The organism is Streptosporangium sp. NPDC049078 (assembly GCF_040648855.1).
Lineage (GTDB): Bacteria > Actinomycetota > Actinomycetes > Streptosporangiales > Streptosporangiaceae > Streptosporangium.
In genome coordinates this window covers 166,527-183,828 of record NZ_JBEZEL010000010.1, presented here as the reverse complement: position 1 = coordinate 183,828, position 17,302 = coordinate 166,527, and the positions used below count along the sequence as shown (strand labels likewise).

Below are 17,302 nucleotides of genomic sequence, written 5' to 3'. Positions count from 1 at the left end.
CTCAGCCGGCGTGTCGCGGCACGGGCGGACCGCGCCGCCGCAGCACCGGTGAGATCTCCCAGCCGCCGTACGGCCGAACCTCTGCGGCCGGGACGGCCCGCCACACCGGTGCCGCCACCTCGACGGGGACGGCGAACAGCAGCCGGATCAGCGGCCTGGGCCCGCCGTACAGGCGGATCATCAGCCACAGCGCGCTCTCACCCCGGTGCAGCCACCAGCCGGTGCCCAGCGCCACCACCAGATGGACCACCGTCATGCCCAGCGCGGAATGGCCGTGCTCGGCGGGCGACATCACGTGCGAGGCGGGCGCGGCACGGCCGAACAGCTCGTGCAGCAGGATCTGCGCGCCGATGGTCGCGCCGAGCACGGCCTCCACCCCGCGTTCACGCCCGTTCAGCGCGTACGCCACGCAAAAAGCGATCAACGCGCCGAGAACGGCCAGGTGCGGGGGGATCAGGCCACCCCCGGCCAGGGCGTGGCCGCCCGCGGAGACCACGAGGCACATCGTCGCGAAGACGACGGCTCGCGGCACGCGCAGCGCCGACGCCGGAGGGGTCACGAACGACATCCTGTCAGGCGGGTAGCCCGCCGAGAAGACCGGGACCGTGGATCATGTCATCGGCCGTCGCTGCCTGGGGCGCACACCTCATGTCCGGAGATACGCGGATGGGCGGTCCGGCGGTTCACCCGGGGTATGTCCGGCGCTCCGCGCCGGACATACCCACGAAGCCGACGCCGGTCGAGGCGGGAGCGGCTCCCGTGGACTGTGCCGGCCGGCGGCCCGTCGCCACAGGAGCCCGCGAAGGTCGTTCAGGGTCTGCGGCCGTGGAAGGTACGGCGCAGGTCTTTCACCCAGGCGTCGGGGTTCTCCCAGGGGATGAAGTGGCCGCCGTGGTCGTGGGCGTTGACGTTGACGTGGTTGAACCAGTCGCCCTGCGGGCCGGTCTTGAACGCCTGGACGCGCTCGGCGGCGGTATGGATGCCGGGAGGGTTCTCGTACGTGACGAAGGTAAGACCGACCGGGGCCTGCACGACCGGGGTGCGGTCGTGGGCGGGGGCCCAGGGGTAGCGGTTGGCGTTGGCGTAGTAGCGCATCGACGTGGCGATGGAGTTGTTCACCCAGTAGATCGTGGCGTGGGTGAGCAGGTCGTCCCTGGTGAAGACGGTTTCGACGTCGCCGCCGTTGTCGCTCCAGGCGTTCCAGCGCTCCAGCAGCCAGGCGAGCAGTCCGGCGGGGGAGTCGCTCAGCCCGTGGGCCAGGGTGGCGCCGTCGAGCATGTGCACGGCGAGGTGGGACGCCCAGCGATGGTCCAGCTCGATGATGCGGGCGCGGATGTCCGCGGGCTGGTCGTCGGTGAGAGGCTGGTTCCGGGCGAAGTTCCAGGCCCGGGGGCCGGTGAAGAAGCCGAGCGGCAGCCCGGAGCCGATGTGGATGCCGTACAGCTCGTCGGCGTACTTGTGGCCGAGCTGGCTGGTGACGATTCCGCCGATGTCGCAGCCTCCGGCGGCGTACTTCTCATACCCCAGGGTCTCGGTCATCAGGGTGTGCCAGAGGTCGGAGACCTTCCAGAAGTTGACGTCGGGAAAGCCGGTGAGCGGGCCGGGGAAACCGAAGCCGGGCAGAGACGGCACGATGACGTCGAAGGCGTCGGCGGGGTCACCGCCGAACGCGGCCGGGTCGGCGAGCGGATCGATCACCTTCGACCAGTGCCAGAACGTCCACGGCCAGCCGTGGGTGAGGATCAGCGGGATCGGACGGGGGCCGCGGCCGGCCTTGCGCATGAAGTGCACCGGGACACCGTCGACGCTCACTTGGTAGTGGTCGTGGACGTTGATGGCGGCCTCGGCCTTGCGCCAGTCGTAGCCGTCCCGCCAGTAGGCGACCAAGTCACGGAGATAGCCGTCGGGGACGCCGTAGGACCAGTCCTCGTTCCCCTCGTCCAGCGGCGGACGGGTCAATGCGAGACGGGCGCGCAGGTCATCGAGGGCCTCGTCGGACACGTGGATCGCAACGGGCTTCAGCGGGAAGACGTCCTGGGTGCTCATCGCGTGGTTCCTTCCTCTGACATCAACTATTTGGGACATTGAATCGGTCACGGGGCGGTCGCCGCTCAGGCACCCCGATCGGATCCACCCGTGCGGACGAGCCGAGAACAGGAGGGTCAGCGGGCCAGCAGGCCCCGGATCACCGCCGCGATCTCGTCGGGTGCCTCTTCGGCCATGAAGTGCCCCGCCCGGGTCAGCCGGTGGTCCAGGTCCGGCGCCCATGCCTTCCACACGCCGGCGGCGTCGTAGCCCAGCCGCGCACCCCAGTCCTGCTGGACGACCGTCACGGGCATGGCCAGCTGCGACCCGGCGTCCAGGTCCGCCTGGTCGTGCAGGACGTCGATGCCCGCCGAGGCCCGGTAGTCCGCGACGATCGACGGCACCGCCGCGGCGCTCGCCCGCAGGTATTCGGCACGCACATCCTCCGGCATGGCGGCCGGGTCGTTGGCCCAGGCGTCGAGGAAGGAACCGAAGAACGCGTCCGCGCTGCCTGCGATCATCGTCTCCGGCAGGCCCGGCGGCTGCGCCATCAGGAAAAGGTGGTAGCCGACCGCCGCCGAGACGCCGTGCAGGACGTTCCACATGTCGAGCGTCGGCACGATGTCGAGGATGCCCAGGTGCGTGATGGTCTCAGGATGGTCCAACCCCGCCCGGAAGGCGACCAGGGCGCCCCGGTCGTGGCCGACGAGGGCGAAACGCTCGTGCCCGAGCGCCGCCGCTAGGGTCACGACGTCGGCGGCCATGGCGCGCTTGGCGTACACGTCGGGGTCGGTGGCCGCCGGCTTGTCGCTGGCGCCGTAGCCTCGAAGGTCAGGACAGATCACCGTGTGCTCGTCGGCGAGTCGCTCGGCGACGTGTCGCCACATCAGGTGGGTCTGAGGGAAACCGTGCAACAGCACGACCGGGCTGCCGCTGCCGCCGACAGCGGTGGCCAGCTCAACGCCGTCCGCGCCGGGCAGGCGAATGTGATCGAAGCCGGGAATGGTGAGCGTCATGAGGGGCCGTCCTTTTCTGGTGGGGAACTGACCCGATCAGCCTGGGCGACGGCGATCAGCAGCCGATCAGTGCGGTTGGGCGCGGCCGACCCCCGGCAGGGAGGATGGGGGCATGCGAATCGACGTGCTCGGCGCCGTGCGGGCGCTCCGCGACGACGGCAGCCCGGCCGACCTGGGCGGGCCTCGCCATCGTGAGGTGCTCGCCAGGCTCGTCGCCGCCGAGGGGCGGATGGTGACCACCGACACCCTCGTCGACGATCTGTGGACCGATCCACCGGCCCGCGCCGTGGGCGCTTTGCGGACGTTCGTCGCCGCGTTGCGCCGCGCCCTCGAACCCGATCGGCCGCCGCGCAGCCCGCCGCGCGTGATCGTCACCGAAGGTCCCGGCTACGCGCTGCGCCTGTCACGCGAGGAGGTGGACGTCCACCGGTTCCAGGACGCCCTGGCCCGCGCCCGCCGCACCCCCGACGCGGTGGCCGACCTCGACGCGGCGCTCGCGGCCTGGCGCGGACCCGCCTACGCCGATGTGCCCGGCTCCCCATGGGTGCGGCGCGAGCGGACCCGGCTGGAGGAACTGAGGTTGGAGGGGGTGGAACTGCGCGCCCGCATCCTCCTCGACTCCGGGGAAGGGGCCGATCTCGTCGCCGAACTGGGTGCTCACGTCGCCGAACATCCGTGGCGCGAGCCGGCCTGGGGGCTCCTCGCCCGCGCGCTGTACCGCGCGGGCCGCCAGGCCGACGCGCTGGCCGCACTCCGCCGCGCCCGCACGATGCTCGTCGACCAACTCGGACTGGACCCCGGTGCCGATCTTCAGCGCCTGGAGACGGACATCCTCCGCGGATCCGCGCTCCTCGAAGGCGCGCGCACCGCGTGGACCGGTCCCGGTGCCCGGCTCGGCCCGCGCACCACCGTGAATCTGGCCCGCACCCTCGCACTGGCGGGTGGCGACGCCCTCATCCACTCGCGGCGCGACCGCCTCGCCGCCATCCAGGCGGCGGAACGCACGGGAGACCTCTTTCTGACCGCCCGGATCATCGGCGCCTACGACGTGCCCGCCATCTGGAGCCGGGCCGACGACCCCGAACAGTCCCGCGCCGTCGTCACGGCCGCCGAGCGCACCCTCACCGCACTCGGCCCCGACGGTCCCCCCGACCTGTCGGGCCGCCTGCTGGCCACGATCGCCGTCGAGAGCCGCAGCGCCGATCTGTCCGGGGCCGAGCTGAGACGCGCGCACCAGGCGGCGCTGCGGGCCGAGGCGCTGGCACGGGACCTGGCCGATCCGGCCCTGCTGGCGTTCGCGCTCAACGGGGTCTTCCTGCAGTCCTTCACCCGCCCCGGACTCGCGACGGTACGAGACGGGATCGGCGCCGAGATCCTCGACCTGGCCACCCGGCACGAGCTGCCGGACTTCGCCGTACTCGGCCGGCTCATCCGCCTGCAATCCGCCTCGGCCCTCGGTGATCTCGACGCCGCGACCGCCCACGCCGAGGCCGCCGAACAGCTCGCCGCCACCACGGAGGCGCCCCTCGTCGCCGTCCTCACCCGGTGGTTCAGTGCCCGGGCCACGGCCGCCCGCAGCACCGAACCCGGTGGGCCGAGCGCCGCCACGGCCGCAGCGCACTACCGCGCCTGCGAGGACGCCCTCCTTGCGGCCGGAATGCCGGGGCTGCACCGCGGCCTGTTCCCGCTCGCCCTGCTGGGGCTGCGCCTGCTGCACGACCGGCCCGCGCCCGTTGACCCGCACCTCGACTGGGGTCCGTACCGGCCCTGGGCACGCCCCCTCGTGCTGCTCGCCCAGGACCGGGGCGAGCAGGCCCGTACCGCCCTCGCCGCGGTGCCCGAACCGCCGCGTGACCACATGCAGGAGGCCATGTGGTGCCTGACCGCCCGCGCCGCCGTACACCTCGGCGAGCGCGAAATCGCCGCGCACGCCGCGGCGGCCCTGAGCGGTGCCCGCGCGGAACAGGCCGGCGCCGCCAGCGGGATGCTGACCCTGGGCCCGGTGTCGCGGTATCTGGCCGAGGCGAAGGCATGCGCCGAAGCGAGGTAGGCGAAGACGATCCGCCTATGACCCCGGTTCAGCAGGGATCTTCGACTCGGTTCAGGAACGCGGCATCGGGAGCTTGCATCTCAAGCCGCTTGAGGTCGCATAGTGGGCGTCGTGGACACGAACGAGCTGTATGCCATCGGGGATGTCGCCCGGCGGACCGGCCTGAGCGTCAGCGCCGTCCGGTACTACGCGGACGCCGGTGTCGTCACGCCGACCGCCGGCACGTCGGCCGGCCACCGCCTGTACGACGTGTCGGCCATCGCCCGGCTGGAACTGGTCCGGACGCTACGGGAACTCGACGCCGGCCTGGACGAGATCCGGCGGGTGCTGGCCGGCGAGGCGACGCTGCGCGAGCTGGCCGCCACCCACCTGGCCCTGCTGGCACGGCAGGAGGCACGGCTGCGCAGCCGTCGCGCGGTGTTGTCGACCATCCTGCGACAGGACTCCACGGCCGAGCAGGTCACGCTGATGCACAAGCTCGTCGGCATGCCGGACGAGGAGCGCGACCGGCTGATCGACGAGTTCTGGACGGAGGTCTCCACCGGCTGGGAGCCGCCGGAGCGGATGGTCGAGTGGTGGCGGGCGGTCCGGCCTGAGCTGCCAGAACATCCCAGCGCGGCCCAGCTGGAGGCGTGGATCGAGCTGGCCGAGATGGTCCGGGACGCCGAGGCCCGGAAGGCCGTGCGCCGTGAGCTGCACGAGGTGTGCACCACCGGGGCCGGACCGCTGATGACCTCGTCGCCGATGCTGGACAGCCTGGAGGCGGCCACGCCGATCGGCCAGGCGGCGATGGACGCGGCGCGGGAGCGGGTGCCGCCGGACTCGCCGCGAGGGCTGGAGATCGCCGATCGATGGATCGGGTGGCTGACCGGCATTTTCGCGACACCGGACAGCCCCGGGATGCCGGACACGCCCGAGTTCCGGATCCAGACGGCCGACCACATGCTGGTGGCCGCGGAGTGGGACCGCACGCCACCGGAGCCGGAGGGGCCGCTCGACCGGTACATGGCGCTGGTCACCGCCGTGAACAACGCGCCAACGGAGCGGTTCCCGTACGAATGGCTCGCCGCGGCACTGCGCGCGTCCGCCCCACCGGCTCGCTGATCACTTCGCCCCGAAGCCGCAGGCGCCTCGCGTCAGTTCTTGGAGGGCCGCTGTCTCCGGGAGCCGTCGGCCGCGAGCGGGAGGCCGCGCAGCGACAGGGCACTCGGCGGAGGCAGGGCCCCGTGAGCCGCCTCGGCACGGAACGACTGGAGCAGGTACGCCACCAGGCGCCGAGACGCGGCACCGTCACGCGGCAGCGCGGTGACCAGCCCGCAATGGGACAGCAGGGCCACGGCGAGGTCGGAGGGGTGGAAGTCGGCCCGCAGCGCGCCCGCTGCCTGGGCTCTGCGGACCAGGGTCATCAGGTCCCGCTCGGCCCGTTCCCGGGCCTGCGCGTGTTCCACCGTGCTGTCCGGGAAGGCCGCGACGAACGCGGCCGAGAACCCCTGTTCCTCCCGCTGAAGCTCGCAGGCCGTCTCGACCAGCCGCTGGAAGCCCCGCCAGGGGTCGGGGTCGGCCAGCGCCTCGGTGAGCGCTCGGGCGCAGGTCTCCATCTGCTGCGCGAACGCGGCCCGCACCAGGTCGTCCCGGGTCGGAAAACGCCGGTACAGCGTCGCGACGCCGACCCCGGCCCGTCGCGCCACGGCCGCCATGGGCGCGTCGATCCCGTGCTCGGCGAAGACCGCACGGGCGGCGACGAGGATGCGTCCCCGGTTGCGCCGGGCGTCGGCCCGCAGCCCCGGGCCCCCGATCCGAGAGGATTCCTCCACCACTGTCTCTCACCTCCGGCCTAAACGGACGGTGTCGTCCGGTTAAGAGCCTACGCTCGGGGCCAGCCCCCCGCACGGCCGCTGGTGACGAAGGTGAGAACGATGGACGACCGCACGATGAGAGCAGTGCTTTTCGACCGCTTCGGCGGCCCCGAGGTGTTGTACGTGGGCCGGGTACCACGCCCCGAACCGGCACCCGGCGAGGTACTCGTGCGGGTGCGCGCGTTCAGCGTCAACGGCGGCGAACTGGCGGCCCGTTCCGGCCGCCTCCGTCTCTTCACCGGACAGAAGTTCCCGCAACGCGTCGGGCTGGACTTCACCGGCGAGGTCGCCGCGCTCGGCGCCGATACCACGGGCGTCGCGGTCGGCGACCGGGTGTGGGGCGTCGTGGGCCGTACCGGATTCGGCAGCGCCGCCGAGTACGTGGCGGTCCGGGCCGAGCGGCTCGGCCGGGTCCCGGACGGACTGGATCTGGTGGCAGCCGCCGCGCTGCCGGTCGCGACCACGGCCATCACGGCGCTGCGCGACAAGGCGAGGCTGCGCCCCGGCGAACGACTGCTCGTACGGGGCGCAGCAGGTGGCGTCGGCAACGCCGCCGTCCAGCTCGGACGGGCATACGGTGCCGAAGTCACGGCCCTGGCCCGCGCCGCCAACCTCGACTTCGTCCGCACGCTCGGCGCCCACCACGCCATCGACCACCGGACCGTCCCGCCGGGGGAACTGGGCCTGTTCGACGTGGTCCTCGACACCGCGGGCACCGACCTGCGGTCCTTCCGGCGCCTGCTGACGCCCGGCGGACGCATGGTCGCCATCTCCTTCGACCTGACACGGCTCGCCGCCTCACTCGGCTACATCGCCGCCAGCGCCGTACACGGACGCGGCCGGGTGCGCTTCTTCAGCGGCAACCCCACGCGGGCGCTCTTCGACGACCTCGCCCGCCAGGCGGCGGACGGGGGACTGCGCCCCGCGGTGGACAGGTGCTTCCCGCTGGAGGAGACGGCGGCGGCACACCGGGCGCTGGAGGCGGGCGGGGTACGGGGCAAGTACGTGGTCAGGATCGACTGATCGTCACGATCGCAGAGGCTCCTCAGCCTTTCCGGGACGGGTTTCATCCTCCGGCTCGGTGAACCGCACGACTCGCTCCACCCATCCCCGATCGCTGCGGCAGGGCGAGCGGCACCCGTCGTGGCCTCCAGGCGACCGGGCGCGTAAGGGGGCTGAGAGTCTGGTGCGCGTGACAGTTGATGCGGTTGAGGAGTTCGAGCGGCATCGTTCGAAGCTGTTCGGGTTGGCCTATCGAATGCCGGGTTCGGCTGAGGAGGCCGAGGACGTGACCGTGTGGGTGGACGGTGGCGGCAGGGTCGGCGCCGCTCGGCGGCCCATCTCCGGTGTCTCCAAGGTGGCGCTACCTGGTGGGGTCGTTGAGCATCGCCGGTGAGGGGGGGCGGCTGTCGGCTACGGAGGTGAACGGCGCACCGGGACTGCTGGCCCGGGCCGGTGGGAAGCTGGTCGGCGTGCTGGTGCCGGAGACGTCGAACGGCCGGATCAGCGGGATTCGCATCATCGCCAACCCCGACAAGCTGCGGTCGTCACATTTCGAAGGTTCAGGTGGTGCCGATCGATCGGACGGCGTACCCGAGGTTCACGCGAGCCGTATCGGAGCGGGTCAAGATGTTTCCCCTGGCAATCGAGCAGACATTCGCCGAGCACCGCGGTCTGCTGCACGCCGTGGCCTACCGGGTGCTCGGCAGCGTCGCCGAAGCCGAAGATGTGGTGCAGGACGCGTGGTTACGCTGGAGTCGCGTCGATGTGGCGACCGTCGCGGACGCCGAAGGCTATCTGGTCAAGGTGGCCACCCGGCTGGCGATCGACCGGCTGCGCAGTGCACGCGTGCGGCGGGAGTCCTATGTGGGATCGTGGCTGCCCGAGCCGCTTCTGACCGATCCGGATGCCGCGCAGAACGTGCTGCTCAAGGAGTCGGTGTCGACCGCGATGCTGCTGGTGCTCGAGATGCTCTCCCCGGTGGAACGCGCGGTGTTCGTGCTCAGCGAGGCCTTCGGGTACGGCCACCACGAGATAGCGCACCTCATCGGGCGCAAACACGCGACAGTGCGTCAGATAGCGCTCCGCGCCAGGAAGGCGGTGGAGACGCGGCACCGACGCTATGACACCGATCAAGCGACCAGGCGGCAGGCCACCGAGCGGTTTCTGGCGGCCTGCCTTGGCGGCGACCTGAATGCCCTGATGGAGGTATTGGCGCCGGATGTGACCATGGTGAGCGACGGTGGCGGATTCACCGGCGCCCCTCGCAGGGCCATCCACGGCCGCGAGCGTGTGGCCCGCGCCGCCGTCGTCCTGTCGGCACGTCGGCCGTACGACTCGCTGGCGCAGATCTTCCAGGTAAACGACGGCCCGGGAATCATCATCCACTCGGGGCGCACACCGGTGCTGGCGGCCACCTTCCACCTGGCGAAGGGGAAAATCGAGGTGATCCACGTGGTCAGCAACCCGGAGAAGCTGACCGGCGTCGCGCTGTAACGCAGATCACACGGCGACGCGTCACTCCTCGGGCCGCCGTCTCGTCCGTGAGGCGATCAACCAGCCGATCGTTGTCACGGAAGAGGGAACAGCTTGATGTTCGCGGTCTATCTCACGGTCACACTTCTCGCTGCGGCGCTCTACGGTATGGCAGCCATCGCCAACCTCATCGGCCATGACTACCCCAAGAGCCAGGCGGACATGTTGGGCGTTCCCCGGTCCTGGATGCGCCTGTTGGGGGTGCTGCTGGCCGCCGGGGCGCTGGGGCTGCTGGCCGGAATCGCCGTACCGATCCTGGGCACGCTCGCCGCCGGCGGGCTCGTGCTGTACTTCCTCGGCGCATTCGCGGCACACCTACGGGCCAACGACCACCACTTCGCCCCCTGGAGCCTCTTCTTCTGCATGGCGGTGGCCGCCCTGGCCGTCAACCTGACGTGCCGCTGATTCATCACTTGGGCGAAGACATCGCCTCGACGCGGACGTCATGAGCGGCACCGACGGCATCCACCCGCGGACCCGGCAGATCACCGCCCCGGACGCACCGAAGGCCCGGTACCCGGGCATCGCGGGGCGGCGACGAACGGCCTGGTGGGCGCGCAGCCGTGCGCCAGGCCGGGGAACGGGCGGCTCCCATTACGGCGTAGCCGACAATTCCGATACCCAGGGTGGGGCAGGGAACTCGTCGTCAGGTGAAAGGCCCGTCACCGTCTCTGCTCCGGAGTCAGGACGCGTCGGGTCCGGTCCCCGGTCCAGGCCGCTTCGAGGATCGCGGTCAGGCTGGCGGTGTCGGTCGGGCCCGGATGGTTCTGGATCAAGCGGGTGACGCCACTGGCCATCTCCGCGAAGCGCGGGAGGTCGGCGCGTGCCACGCCGATGTCCGCCAAGGTGGCAGGGATGCCGATGTCGGCAAGGAGCCCGTCGAGCCAGGTGAGGAACGTATCCGCGGCCTCGGCATCGGAGGCGTCGGTCACGTCGAGCCCGCACGCCCCGGCGAGGACGGCCAACCGGTCGCCGATGGCATCCTTGGCCGCGTCCAGCGCGTAGGGCAGCAGCAGCCCGACGCCCAGGCCGTGCGGTGTGTGGGTGGCTGCGCCGATGGGGTACTGGAGGGCGTGCGGAGCCCCGTTGCCCGCGTGGGAGAACGCGAGCCCGGCCAGCATGGACCCATAGGACATGTCCGCGCGCGCGTCCTTGTCGCCTCCGTCCCTGACGGCACGGGGCAAGCTGCGGGCGATCCGCTCCGCGGCCAGGAGCGCGTAGTGATCGGTGATCGGGTTGCGGCCGAGGAAGACCTGCTCCACCGGGTCGCGAGGTGCGTGGGCCCGGGGCCGCGCGGTGTAGCTCTCCACCGCGTGGCAAAACGCGTCGATGCCGGAGTGGGCGGTGACGGTCGCGGGGCAGGTGTAGGTGAGCTCGGGGTCGACGATGGCGAAGTCGGGCACGATGTGGACACTGGAGACCCCCACCTTCAGCTCGCGGTCCGGGTCGGTCAGCACCGAGACGGGCGTGAGCTCGGAGCCGGTGCCTGACGTCGTCGGGACCGCGACGAGAGGAATCGTCGGCCCCGGCACCCTCGACTCGCCGTAGAAGTCGCGCGGCGTCCCACCGTGGCGCCGGATGACGCCGACGATTTTGGCGAGGTCGATCACCGTGCCGCCCCCGATGGCGAGGATCACGTCGGCGTCCACCTCTGCGGCGACCGAGACGGCCAGGGCGACATCGGTGAGTGGCACGTCCGGAGTCGCGTCGGCGAACACCCCGACGACTTCGACCTTCTCCCGCACTGCGGCCACGATCTCGGCCACGCCCGGCTGCCCCAGAAGAACCCGGTCGGTCACGATGAGGAGTCGCGAGCCGCACTCGGCCACCACTCGTGGGATGTTCTGCGCGACCCCTTCGCCCACTATCAGCTGGCGTGGTCCGCGGACGGTCTCAAGCATGTCAGTGCCTCTCTGGAACGTCGGCGGTGATTTGCTGGGCGGACGTCCAGGTCACCTGCGAGACCGGGACGGCGTCGGCAGGGTTGGCTGCCGGGTGGCGCAGGCGCGTGCCGGACTCCCGGATCCGGTCGTGCCCGGGCGCCCTCGGGTCCATCGCGATGCGGTGATCCTCGGCGGGCACCCGGAGCCGCAGGCCGGTCACGGTAGGTCGATCGCGGCGTAGGTGACGTCGAGGTACTCGAAGATGCCCTCGTGCGACCCCTCCTTGCCGATCCCGGACTGCTTCACGCCTCCGAACGGAGCCGACGGGTCCGAGATCAGGCCACGGTTGATGCCGATCATCCCCGTCTCCAGCCCTTCGGCGAACCGGAGCGCCCGCTGGAGGTCACGGGTGAAGACGTATCCGGCCAGGCCGTGCTCGGTGTCGTTGGCCTTCGCCATCACCTCGTCGTCGGACGTGAACGAGATGATCGGCGCCACCGGGCCGAAGATTTCCGCCTCCAGTATCTGCGCGTCTTCGGGCACGTCGACGAGGACCGTAGGCGGGTAGAAGTGGCCCGGCCCCTCCGGACGCTCGCCGCCCACCAGGACACGGGCGCCGCGATCGACCGCGTCGGCGACGAGCTCGTCGATCTTGGTGACCGAGGGCTCGTCGATCAGCGCCCCGACGTTCACGCCGTCGTCGAGACCGTGGCCCACCGAGAGTGCGGCCATCCGCTCGGCGAAGCGCGCCGTGAACTCCTCGCGCACCGGCTCCTCGACGTAGATCCGGTTGGCCGCGATGCAGGACTCCCCGATGTTGCGCATCTTGGCCACCATGGCACCGTCGAGCGCGACATCCAGGTCCGCGTCGGCACACACGATCAAGGCCGCGTTGCCGCCCAGTTCCATGGAGGTGCGCAGCACGTTGTCCGCCGCCTGTCGGAGCAGCACGCGCCCGACCTCGGTCGACCCGGTGAACGAAAGCTTGCGGGTCCGGCGGTCGGCCAGCAGTGCCGAGACCACCTTGCCGGAACGCTTTGTCGTCACGACGTTGACGACGCCCGGGGGAACGCCGACCTCCTCCATGATGCGGGCCAGGAACAGCATGGTGAGTGGCGTCTGGGCCGCCGGCTTGGTGATCGTCGTGCAGCCCGCCGCCAGCGCAGGAGCGATCTTGCGGGCACCCATGGCCAGCGGAAAGTTCCAGGGCGTCACGAAGACGCACGGTCCGACCGGCTTCGGTACGGTGAGGATGCGATATCCACCGGCGGGAGCGGTGTTGTAGCGTCCCTCGACGCGCACCGCCTCCTCGGCGAACCAACGGAAGAACTCGGCGCCGTAGGCCACCTCTCCGCGAGCCTCGGCGAGCGGCTTGCCCATCTCGAGCGTTATCAGCCGGGCGACCTCCTCGGATCGCTCGGTCAGTGCCCGGTACGTCGCGGTCAGCAACTCCGACCGTTTTCGCGGCGAGGTCGCCGCCCACTCCGCCATCGCCTTGCTCGCCGCGTCCAGAGCGGCGAGCCCGTCCACGACGTCGGCGTCCGCCACCTCGGCGATGGTCTTGCCGGTGGCCGGGTCCTCGACGGCGAAGGTGGCTCCGCCGGCGGCGTCGCGCCAGGCGTCGCCGATCCGGAGCCGCCGGTGCTCGGGGGCCAGGACGTTCATCGGGTCACTCATCGCGTCGCCTCCTGTGATGTGCTTGGTGATGTCCGGCGTGACCTCCGCGGTCGCGCCACGCGCGTTGACGAACGGGTCACACGACCTCGTCGGGGTCGAGGTCGCCGAGCGGGTCGAACGTGGCCTCGGCCCTGGCCGAGAGGCGACGCCCCGCGCCACCGATCGCCTTCTCGGGCCATGGCTGCTTCGGCGTCGTCAGGCCGTGCTCACCAGTGACGGTCCGCCGAGGCTCGATCGCCTCGTAGGGGCACATGTCGACGTCGCCCCGCGCGGTTACCTCCCGGCCTCGGACAGCGCCAGCCCGGTGTCCGCGTCGAACAGGTGCGCACGGTCCAGGTCGACCGTGACAAGCAGCCGCTCGCCCGGCGTACCGGTGACGGTGGGTCGTGCCTTGATCTTGAGCATCTCCGTCCCCACCCGGACGTCGACCACCGTCCGGTCACCGAGCGGCTCAAGGCCGTAGAGCTCACCCGGCAACGACGCGCTCCCACGCCGCTCGACGGACAGGTCCTCCGCGCGCAGGCCCAGCAGCAGCGGACGACCGTCCTCGGCCGTGGTCCAGCGGGGCCGCGGCAGCGTCCAGCCTTCCGCCCCGACCAGGCGATCTCCCTCGGCGTGGCAGGCGAGCAGGCTGATCGCCGGGCTCCCGACGAAGCCCGCGACCCACTGGTTGGCCGGACGCTCGTACACCTCGGCCGGCGTTCCGACCTGTTGCACCTTCCCCTCCTTGAGGACCGCGACCTGGTCGGCCATGGACAGGGCCTCGACCTGGTCGTTGGTCACGTAGACGAAGGTTCCCCCGAGGCTCCGGTGGATGCGGGTGAGCTCGGTGCGCATCTCGACGCGGAGCTTGAGGTCGAGGTTGGTCAGCGGCTCGTCCATGAGGAACGCGCGCGGGCGACGGACCAGTGCCCTGGCCAGGGCGACACGCTGCATCTCACCGCCCGACATCTGCGCGGGACGACGCTGCAGCAGGCGTTCGATGTGCAGCAGACTCGACATCTTCTCGACGGCGGCGGCGATCTCGCTGGAAGAGCAGCGGCGTGCCCGCAGTGGCGAGGCGATGTTCTCGTACGCCGTGAGTCGCGGGTAGAGGGCGTAGCTCTGGAAGACCATGGCCAGGTCGCGTGCGGCCGGGGTGTCACCGGTCGCGTCTCTCCCGTCCAGGTGCACCGACCCGGCGTCGAGCTTCTCAAGGCCGGCGATCGCTCGCAGGGTCGTCGTCTTGCCTGCCCCGGAGGGCCCCAGCACGACGAAGAACGAGCCGTCCGGCACGTCCAGCGTCACCCCGTCGAGGGCCTGGACTTTACCGAAGGACTTGGACAGCCCGTGCACTGCCACGGTTCCCATCAGGCCACCAGCTCTTCCGTGCTCGCGTCGTAGACGGGCGGGGGCCCGCCGGTGTGCCGCAGCCCGACCGGCGCGTCGGCGGCGAAACGGACGGTCAGTGGCATTCGAACCCGTGCGTCGCGCCGGTCGCCGTGGTCGACCACGTAGATGATCTCGTCGCCCAGCCACTCCGCCGAGACCACGCGGGCCGGGACCGAACGTTCCGCCCCCGGTTCCGTGACTTCCAGCGCCTCCGGCCGGACGCCCGCGATCAGGGAACGGTCGCGCGGCAGGTTCGGCGGTGGCGTGAGGGCCAGTCCGCTCTTGCTGCGCAGTTGCCCGTCGGCCAGCTCCACCTCGATCAGGTTCATCGGCGGGGAGCCGATGAACGCGGCGCAGAAGAGACTCGCCGGACGGTCGTAGACCTCCAGCGGCGTGCCGACCTGCTCGACGCGGCCCTTGTTGAGGATGGCGATTCTGTGACCGAGCGACATCGCCTCGACCTGGTCGTGGGTGACGTAGACCATCGTCGTCCCCAGCTCCCCTTGGAGGTGCTTGATCTCCGTGCGCATGTCCGCCCTCAGCTCCGCGTCCAGGTTGGTGAGGGGTTCGTCCATGAGGAACGCGCGCGGTCGTCGCACCAGGGCGCGAGCGAGCGCGACGCGCTGCTGCTCCCCGCCGGACAGCCGGTGCGGTCGCCGGTCCATGAGCGGGCCGAGCCGCATCAGCCGGGCGGCCTCGTCGACCCGCTCCTGCACCTCCTGCTTGGGCAGTCCCTCGGCCCGCAGGGGGAACGCCAGGTTGTCGCGGGTTCTCAGATGCGGGTAGAGAGCGTAGAACTGGAACACCATGGCGATGTCGCGCTCGGCGGGCGGCAGGTCGTTGACCAGTGTGTCGCCGATGCGGATGTCGCCCGTCGTCTGCCTCTCCAGGCCGGCTATGGCCCGCAGCGTGGTCGTCTTGCCGCAGCCCGAAGGGCCGAGCATCACGAACAGCTCGCCGTCGGCGATGGACAGGTCCACGTGCTCGACCGCGACCGTCCCGTCCGGGTAGCGCTTGTGCAGCGCGGTCACCTCGATGCCCGCCATCAGCGTCGCACCGCCCCGAGCGTCACACCGGCGACGAGGTGCTTGCGCACCAGGTAGGCGAAGACGAGCACCGGTAGGGCGAACACTATGGAGGCGGCGGCCACGAGACCCCAGTCCACAGTGGTTCCGCCGATGAGGCCGGCGATGGCGGGCGGGGCCGTCCGCACGGCGTCGCTGGAGGTGAGGAAGATGGCGAACACGAACTCGTTCCACGAGAAGATGAGGGCGAAGACCGCCGTCGCGGCGATGCCGGGCAGGAGCAGGGGAAGAGTGAATTTCCAGAACGCCTGCAGGCGGGTGTAACCGTCGAGCATGGCGGCATCCTCGTACTCCGCGGGCACCTCGTCGACGAACCCCTTCATCATCCAGATCGTGAACGGGACGTTGAACGCGGTGTAGATGAGGATCAGGCCGAGCTTGGTGTCGAAGAGTCCGACTTGGCGGTACATGAGGAAGATCGGGATCACGACCACCACGGGCGGCATGAACCGGGTGGACAGGATGAAGAACAGCTGGTCCTTCTTGGCCTTCACGGCGAAGCGTGAGTAGGCCCAGGCCGCCGGGACCCCCAGCACGGTGGCCAGCACCGTGGAGACCCCGGCGACCACGACGGAGTTGAGGAACGCGCCGGACAAGGTCGAGGGACCGCCACCGGAGGCGACGAACACGTCCTTGAAATGGTCCAACGTGACCGTGAAGTTGAAGAACTTGGCCGGGATGGCGTAGACGTCCCGGTTCTCCTTGATGGACGTCTCGATCATCCACAGCACCGGGAAGAGCATCACGGTGGCCAGCACGGCCAGCAGCGCGACCTCCAGCACGGCGCGTCCCCGGCCGCCGAAGCGGCGCCCTGGGGGCCGGTGATCCTGGACAGGACCTGGGGACACGGCCTCGTCGACGGAGACGGCCATCAGTCCTCCTTGAGCTTGTTCAGGTAGCGCATGTAGAGCTGCGCGAGGACGATGACGACGAGGACCATGAGGATCCCGTACGCCGAGGCGGTTCCGGTGTTGAAGCCCAGGAAAGCGACCTTGTAGACGTGGAACGACAACGTCTCGGTGGAGACTCCCGGACCTCCGCTGGTGAGGATGTAGACGAGGTCGAACAGCCGGAATGCCTCGATGGCCCTGAACAGCACGGCGATGAGGAGCAGCGGCCACACCAGCGGAAGAGTGATGGTGCGGAACCGGAACCACTCGGACGCCCGGTCGATCGAGGCGGCCTCGTACAGGTACTTGGGGACCGCGGTGAGGCCCGCGAGTGCGATGAGCATGATGAACGGCGTCCACTGCCAGGTGTCGACCACGATCAGGGAGATCAATGCCGTGTTCTGCCGGGTGAGCCACTCCACCTGCCCCAGGCCGAGCGAGCCGAGCATGCTGTTGATCACGCCGAACTGCGCGTCGAGCATGAATCGCCAGAACAGCCCGACCACGACCGGCGACAGCATCATCGGAACCAGGAACAGCGTGGTCAGCACTCCTCGCCCGTGCGTGCGCCGTGAGATCAGGTACGCGATGGAGAAACCGAGCACGGTCTGCAGGGTGACCGCACCGACCACGTAGATCAACGTCGTGAAGGCCCTCAGGTGGACCTGCGCCGAAGTCAGGATGGCGGTGAAGTTCTCGAACCAGACGAAGGTGGCGGCCCCCCCTCGGGTGGCCGAGTAGTCGGTGAACGACAGGTACAAAGCCCACAGCAGCGGGAAAACCGACATCGCCAGCAACAGCAGCAACGCGGGGGAGATGAAGGCCACCGTGAGCCAGCGGTCGCTCAGGTGGCGGGACCGCCCCGGTGCAGGAGGCGTCACGGACGCCTCCTGCACCGGGTGGTCCGTCGTCAG

18 protein-coding genes are annotated in these 17,302 nt (G+C 70.6%); 5 read left to right on the top strand and 13 right to left on the bottom strand.

What is annotated here, in order from left to right; genetic code table 11:
• Position 1: 1 nt before the first annotated feature.
• The 3 genes from AB0B90_RS18895 to AB0B90_RS18885 all read right to left on the bottom strand — a co-directional run bounded on the left by AB0B90_RS18895 (position 2) and on the right by AB0B90_RS18885 (position 3,041).
• A complete protein-coding gene (locus tag AB0B90_RS18895) occupies positions 2-559 on the bottom strand; it encodes a hypothetical protein (protein WP_362923693.1) in 558 nt (185 codons plus the stop codon).
• A gap of 251 nt (positions 560-810) precedes the next feature.
• The gene (locus AB0B90_RS18890) at positions 811-2,046 is read right to left on the bottom strand and encodes an epoxide hydrolase family protein (RefSeq protein ID WP_362923691.1); all 1,236 of its coding nucleotides are present in this window, start codon (positions 2,044-2,046) and stop codon (positions 811-813) included.
• 116 nt (positions 2,047-2,162) lie between these two features.
• Positions 2,163-3,041 carry an alpha/beta hydrolase gene (locus AB0B90_RS18885; protein ID WP_362923689.1) on the bottom strand — a complete coding sequence of 293 codons (879 nt, stop codon included), beginning with the start codon at positions 3,039-3,041 and terminating at the stop codon, positions 2,163-2,165.
• Between the two features lie 112 nt (positions 3,042-3,153).
• Between AB0B90_RS18885 and AB0B90_RS18880 the strand changes: the two genes are divergently transcribed.
• Complete coding sequence (locus tag AB0B90_RS18880; RefSeq protein ID WP_350949939.1) at positions 3,154-5,091, top strand: AfsR/SARP family transcriptional regulator; 1,938 nt, start codon at positions 3,154-3,156, stop codon at positions 5,089-5,091.
• Positions 5,092-5,202: 111 nt separating this feature from the next.
• Positions 5,203-6,195, top strand: coding sequence for a MerR family transcriptional regulator (locus AB0B90_RS18875; RefSeq protein ID WP_350949940.1), 993 nt, complete (start codon positions 5,203-5,205; stop codon positions 6,193-6,195).
• 32 nt (positions 6,196-6,227) lie between these two features.
• Here AB0B90_RS18875 and AB0B90_RS18870 read toward each other — a convergent pair whose 3' ends face one another.
• Positions 6,228-6,905: a helix-turn-helix domain-containing protein gene (locus tag AB0B90_RS18870; protein WP_350949941.1), complete on the bottom strand. Its 678-nt coding sequence runs from the start codon at positions 6,903-6,905 to the stop codon at positions 6,228-6,230.
• A gap of 102 nt (positions 6,906-7,007) precedes the next feature.
• Between AB0B90_RS18870 and AB0B90_RS18865 the strand changes: the two genes are divergently transcribed.
• A complete protein-coding gene (locus tag AB0B90_RS18865; RefSeq protein WP_362923686.1) occupies positions 7,008-7,970 on the top strand; it encodes an NAD(P)-dependent alcohol dehydrogenase in 963 nt (320 codons plus the stop codon).
• A 340-nt stretch (positions 7,971-8,310) separates the two neighbouring features.
• Here AB0B90_RS18865 and AB0B90_RS18860 read toward each other — a convergent pair whose 3' ends face one another.
• Complete coding sequence (locus AB0B90_RS18860; protein ID WP_362923684.1) at positions 8,311-8,475, bottom strand: hypothetical protein; 165 nt, start codon at positions 8,473-8,475, stop codon at positions 8,311-8,313.
• Positions 8,476-8,516: 41 nt separating this feature from the next.
• Here AB0B90_RS18860 and sigJ point away from each other — a divergent pair, with 41 nt between their 5' ends.
• Both sigJ and AB0B90_RS18850 read left to right on the top strand, forming a co-directional pair.
• Positions 8,517-9,443, top strand: coding sequence for an RNA polymerase sigma factor SigJ (sigJ, locus tag AB0B90_RS18855; protein WP_362923682.1), 927 nt, complete (start codon positions 8,517-8,519; stop codon positions 9,441-9,443).
• A gap of 96 nt (positions 9,444-9,539) precedes the next feature.
• Positions 9,540-9,887 (top strand): DoxX family protein, encoded by a 348-nt coding sequence (locus tag AB0B90_RS18850; RefSeq protein ID WP_350949945.1) that lies wholly within the window; start codon positions 9,540-9,542, stop codon positions 9,885-9,887.
• A gap of 257 nt (positions 9,888-10,144) precedes the next feature.
• Here the strand turns inward: AB0B90_RS18850 and AB0B90_RS18845 are convergent, their stop codons facing one another.
• From AB0B90_RS18845 to AB0B90_RS18810, 8 genes are all read right to left on the bottom strand, one after another.
• Entirely contained in the window at positions 10,145-11,383 is a 1,239-nt protein-coding gene (locus AB0B90_RS18845; protein WP_350949946.1) for an iron-containing alcohol dehydrogenase, read from the bottom strand.
• A 1-nt stretch (position 11,384) separates the two neighbouring features.
• A complete protein-coding gene (locus tag AB0B90_RS18840; protein WP_350949947.1) occupies positions 11,385-11,585 on the bottom strand; it encodes a hypothetical protein in 201 nt (66 codons plus the stop codon).
• Positions 11,582-13,042, bottom strand: a complete 1,461-nt coding sequence (locus AB0B90_RS18835; RefSeq protein WP_350949948.1) for an NAD-dependent succinate-semialdehyde dehydrogenase — start codon at positions 13,040-13,042, stop codon at positions 11,582-11,584. Before AB0B90_RS18835 ends, AB0B90_RS18840 begins: the two co-directional genes overlap by 4 nt.
• 76 nt (positions 13,043-13,118) lie before the next feature.
• Positions 13,119-13,295, bottom strand: coding sequence for a hypothetical protein (locus AB0B90_RS18830; RefSeq protein ID WP_362923679.1), 177 nt, complete (start codon positions 13,293-13,295; stop codon positions 13,119-13,121).
• Positions 13,296-13,315: 20 nt separating this feature from the next.
• A complete protein-coding gene (locus tag AB0B90_RS18825; protein WP_350949950.1) occupies positions 13,316-14,392 on the bottom strand; it encodes an ABC transporter ATP-binding protein in 1,077 nt (358 codons plus the stop codon).
• Positions 14,392-15,459: an ABC transporter ATP-binding protein gene (locus AB0B90_RS18820; RefSeq protein ID WP_350949951.1), complete on the bottom strand. Its 1,068-nt coding sequence runs from the start codon at positions 15,457-15,459 to the stop codon at positions 14,392-14,394. The genes AB0B90_RS18825 and AB0B90_RS18820 overlap by 1 nt, the downstream gene beginning before the upstream one ends.
• On the bottom strand, positions 15,459-16,370 hold the full coding sequence (locus AB0B90_RS18815) for a carbohydrate ABC transporter permease (RefSeq protein WP_350949952.1): 912 nt from the start codon (positions 16,368-16,370) through the stop codon (positions 15,459-15,461). The genes AB0B90_RS18820 and AB0B90_RS18815 overlap by 1 nt, the downstream gene beginning before the upstream one ends.
• Positions 16,370-17,269 carry a sugar ABC transporter permease gene (locus AB0B90_RS18810; RefSeq protein WP_350949953.1) on the bottom strand — a complete coding sequence of 300 codons (900 nt, stop codon included), beginning with the start codon at positions 17,267-17,269 and terminating at the stop codon, positions 16,370-16,372. The genes AB0B90_RS18815 and AB0B90_RS18810 overlap by 1 nt, the downstream gene beginning before the upstream one ends.
• Between the last annotated feature and the right edge of the window lie 33 nt (positions 17,270-17,302).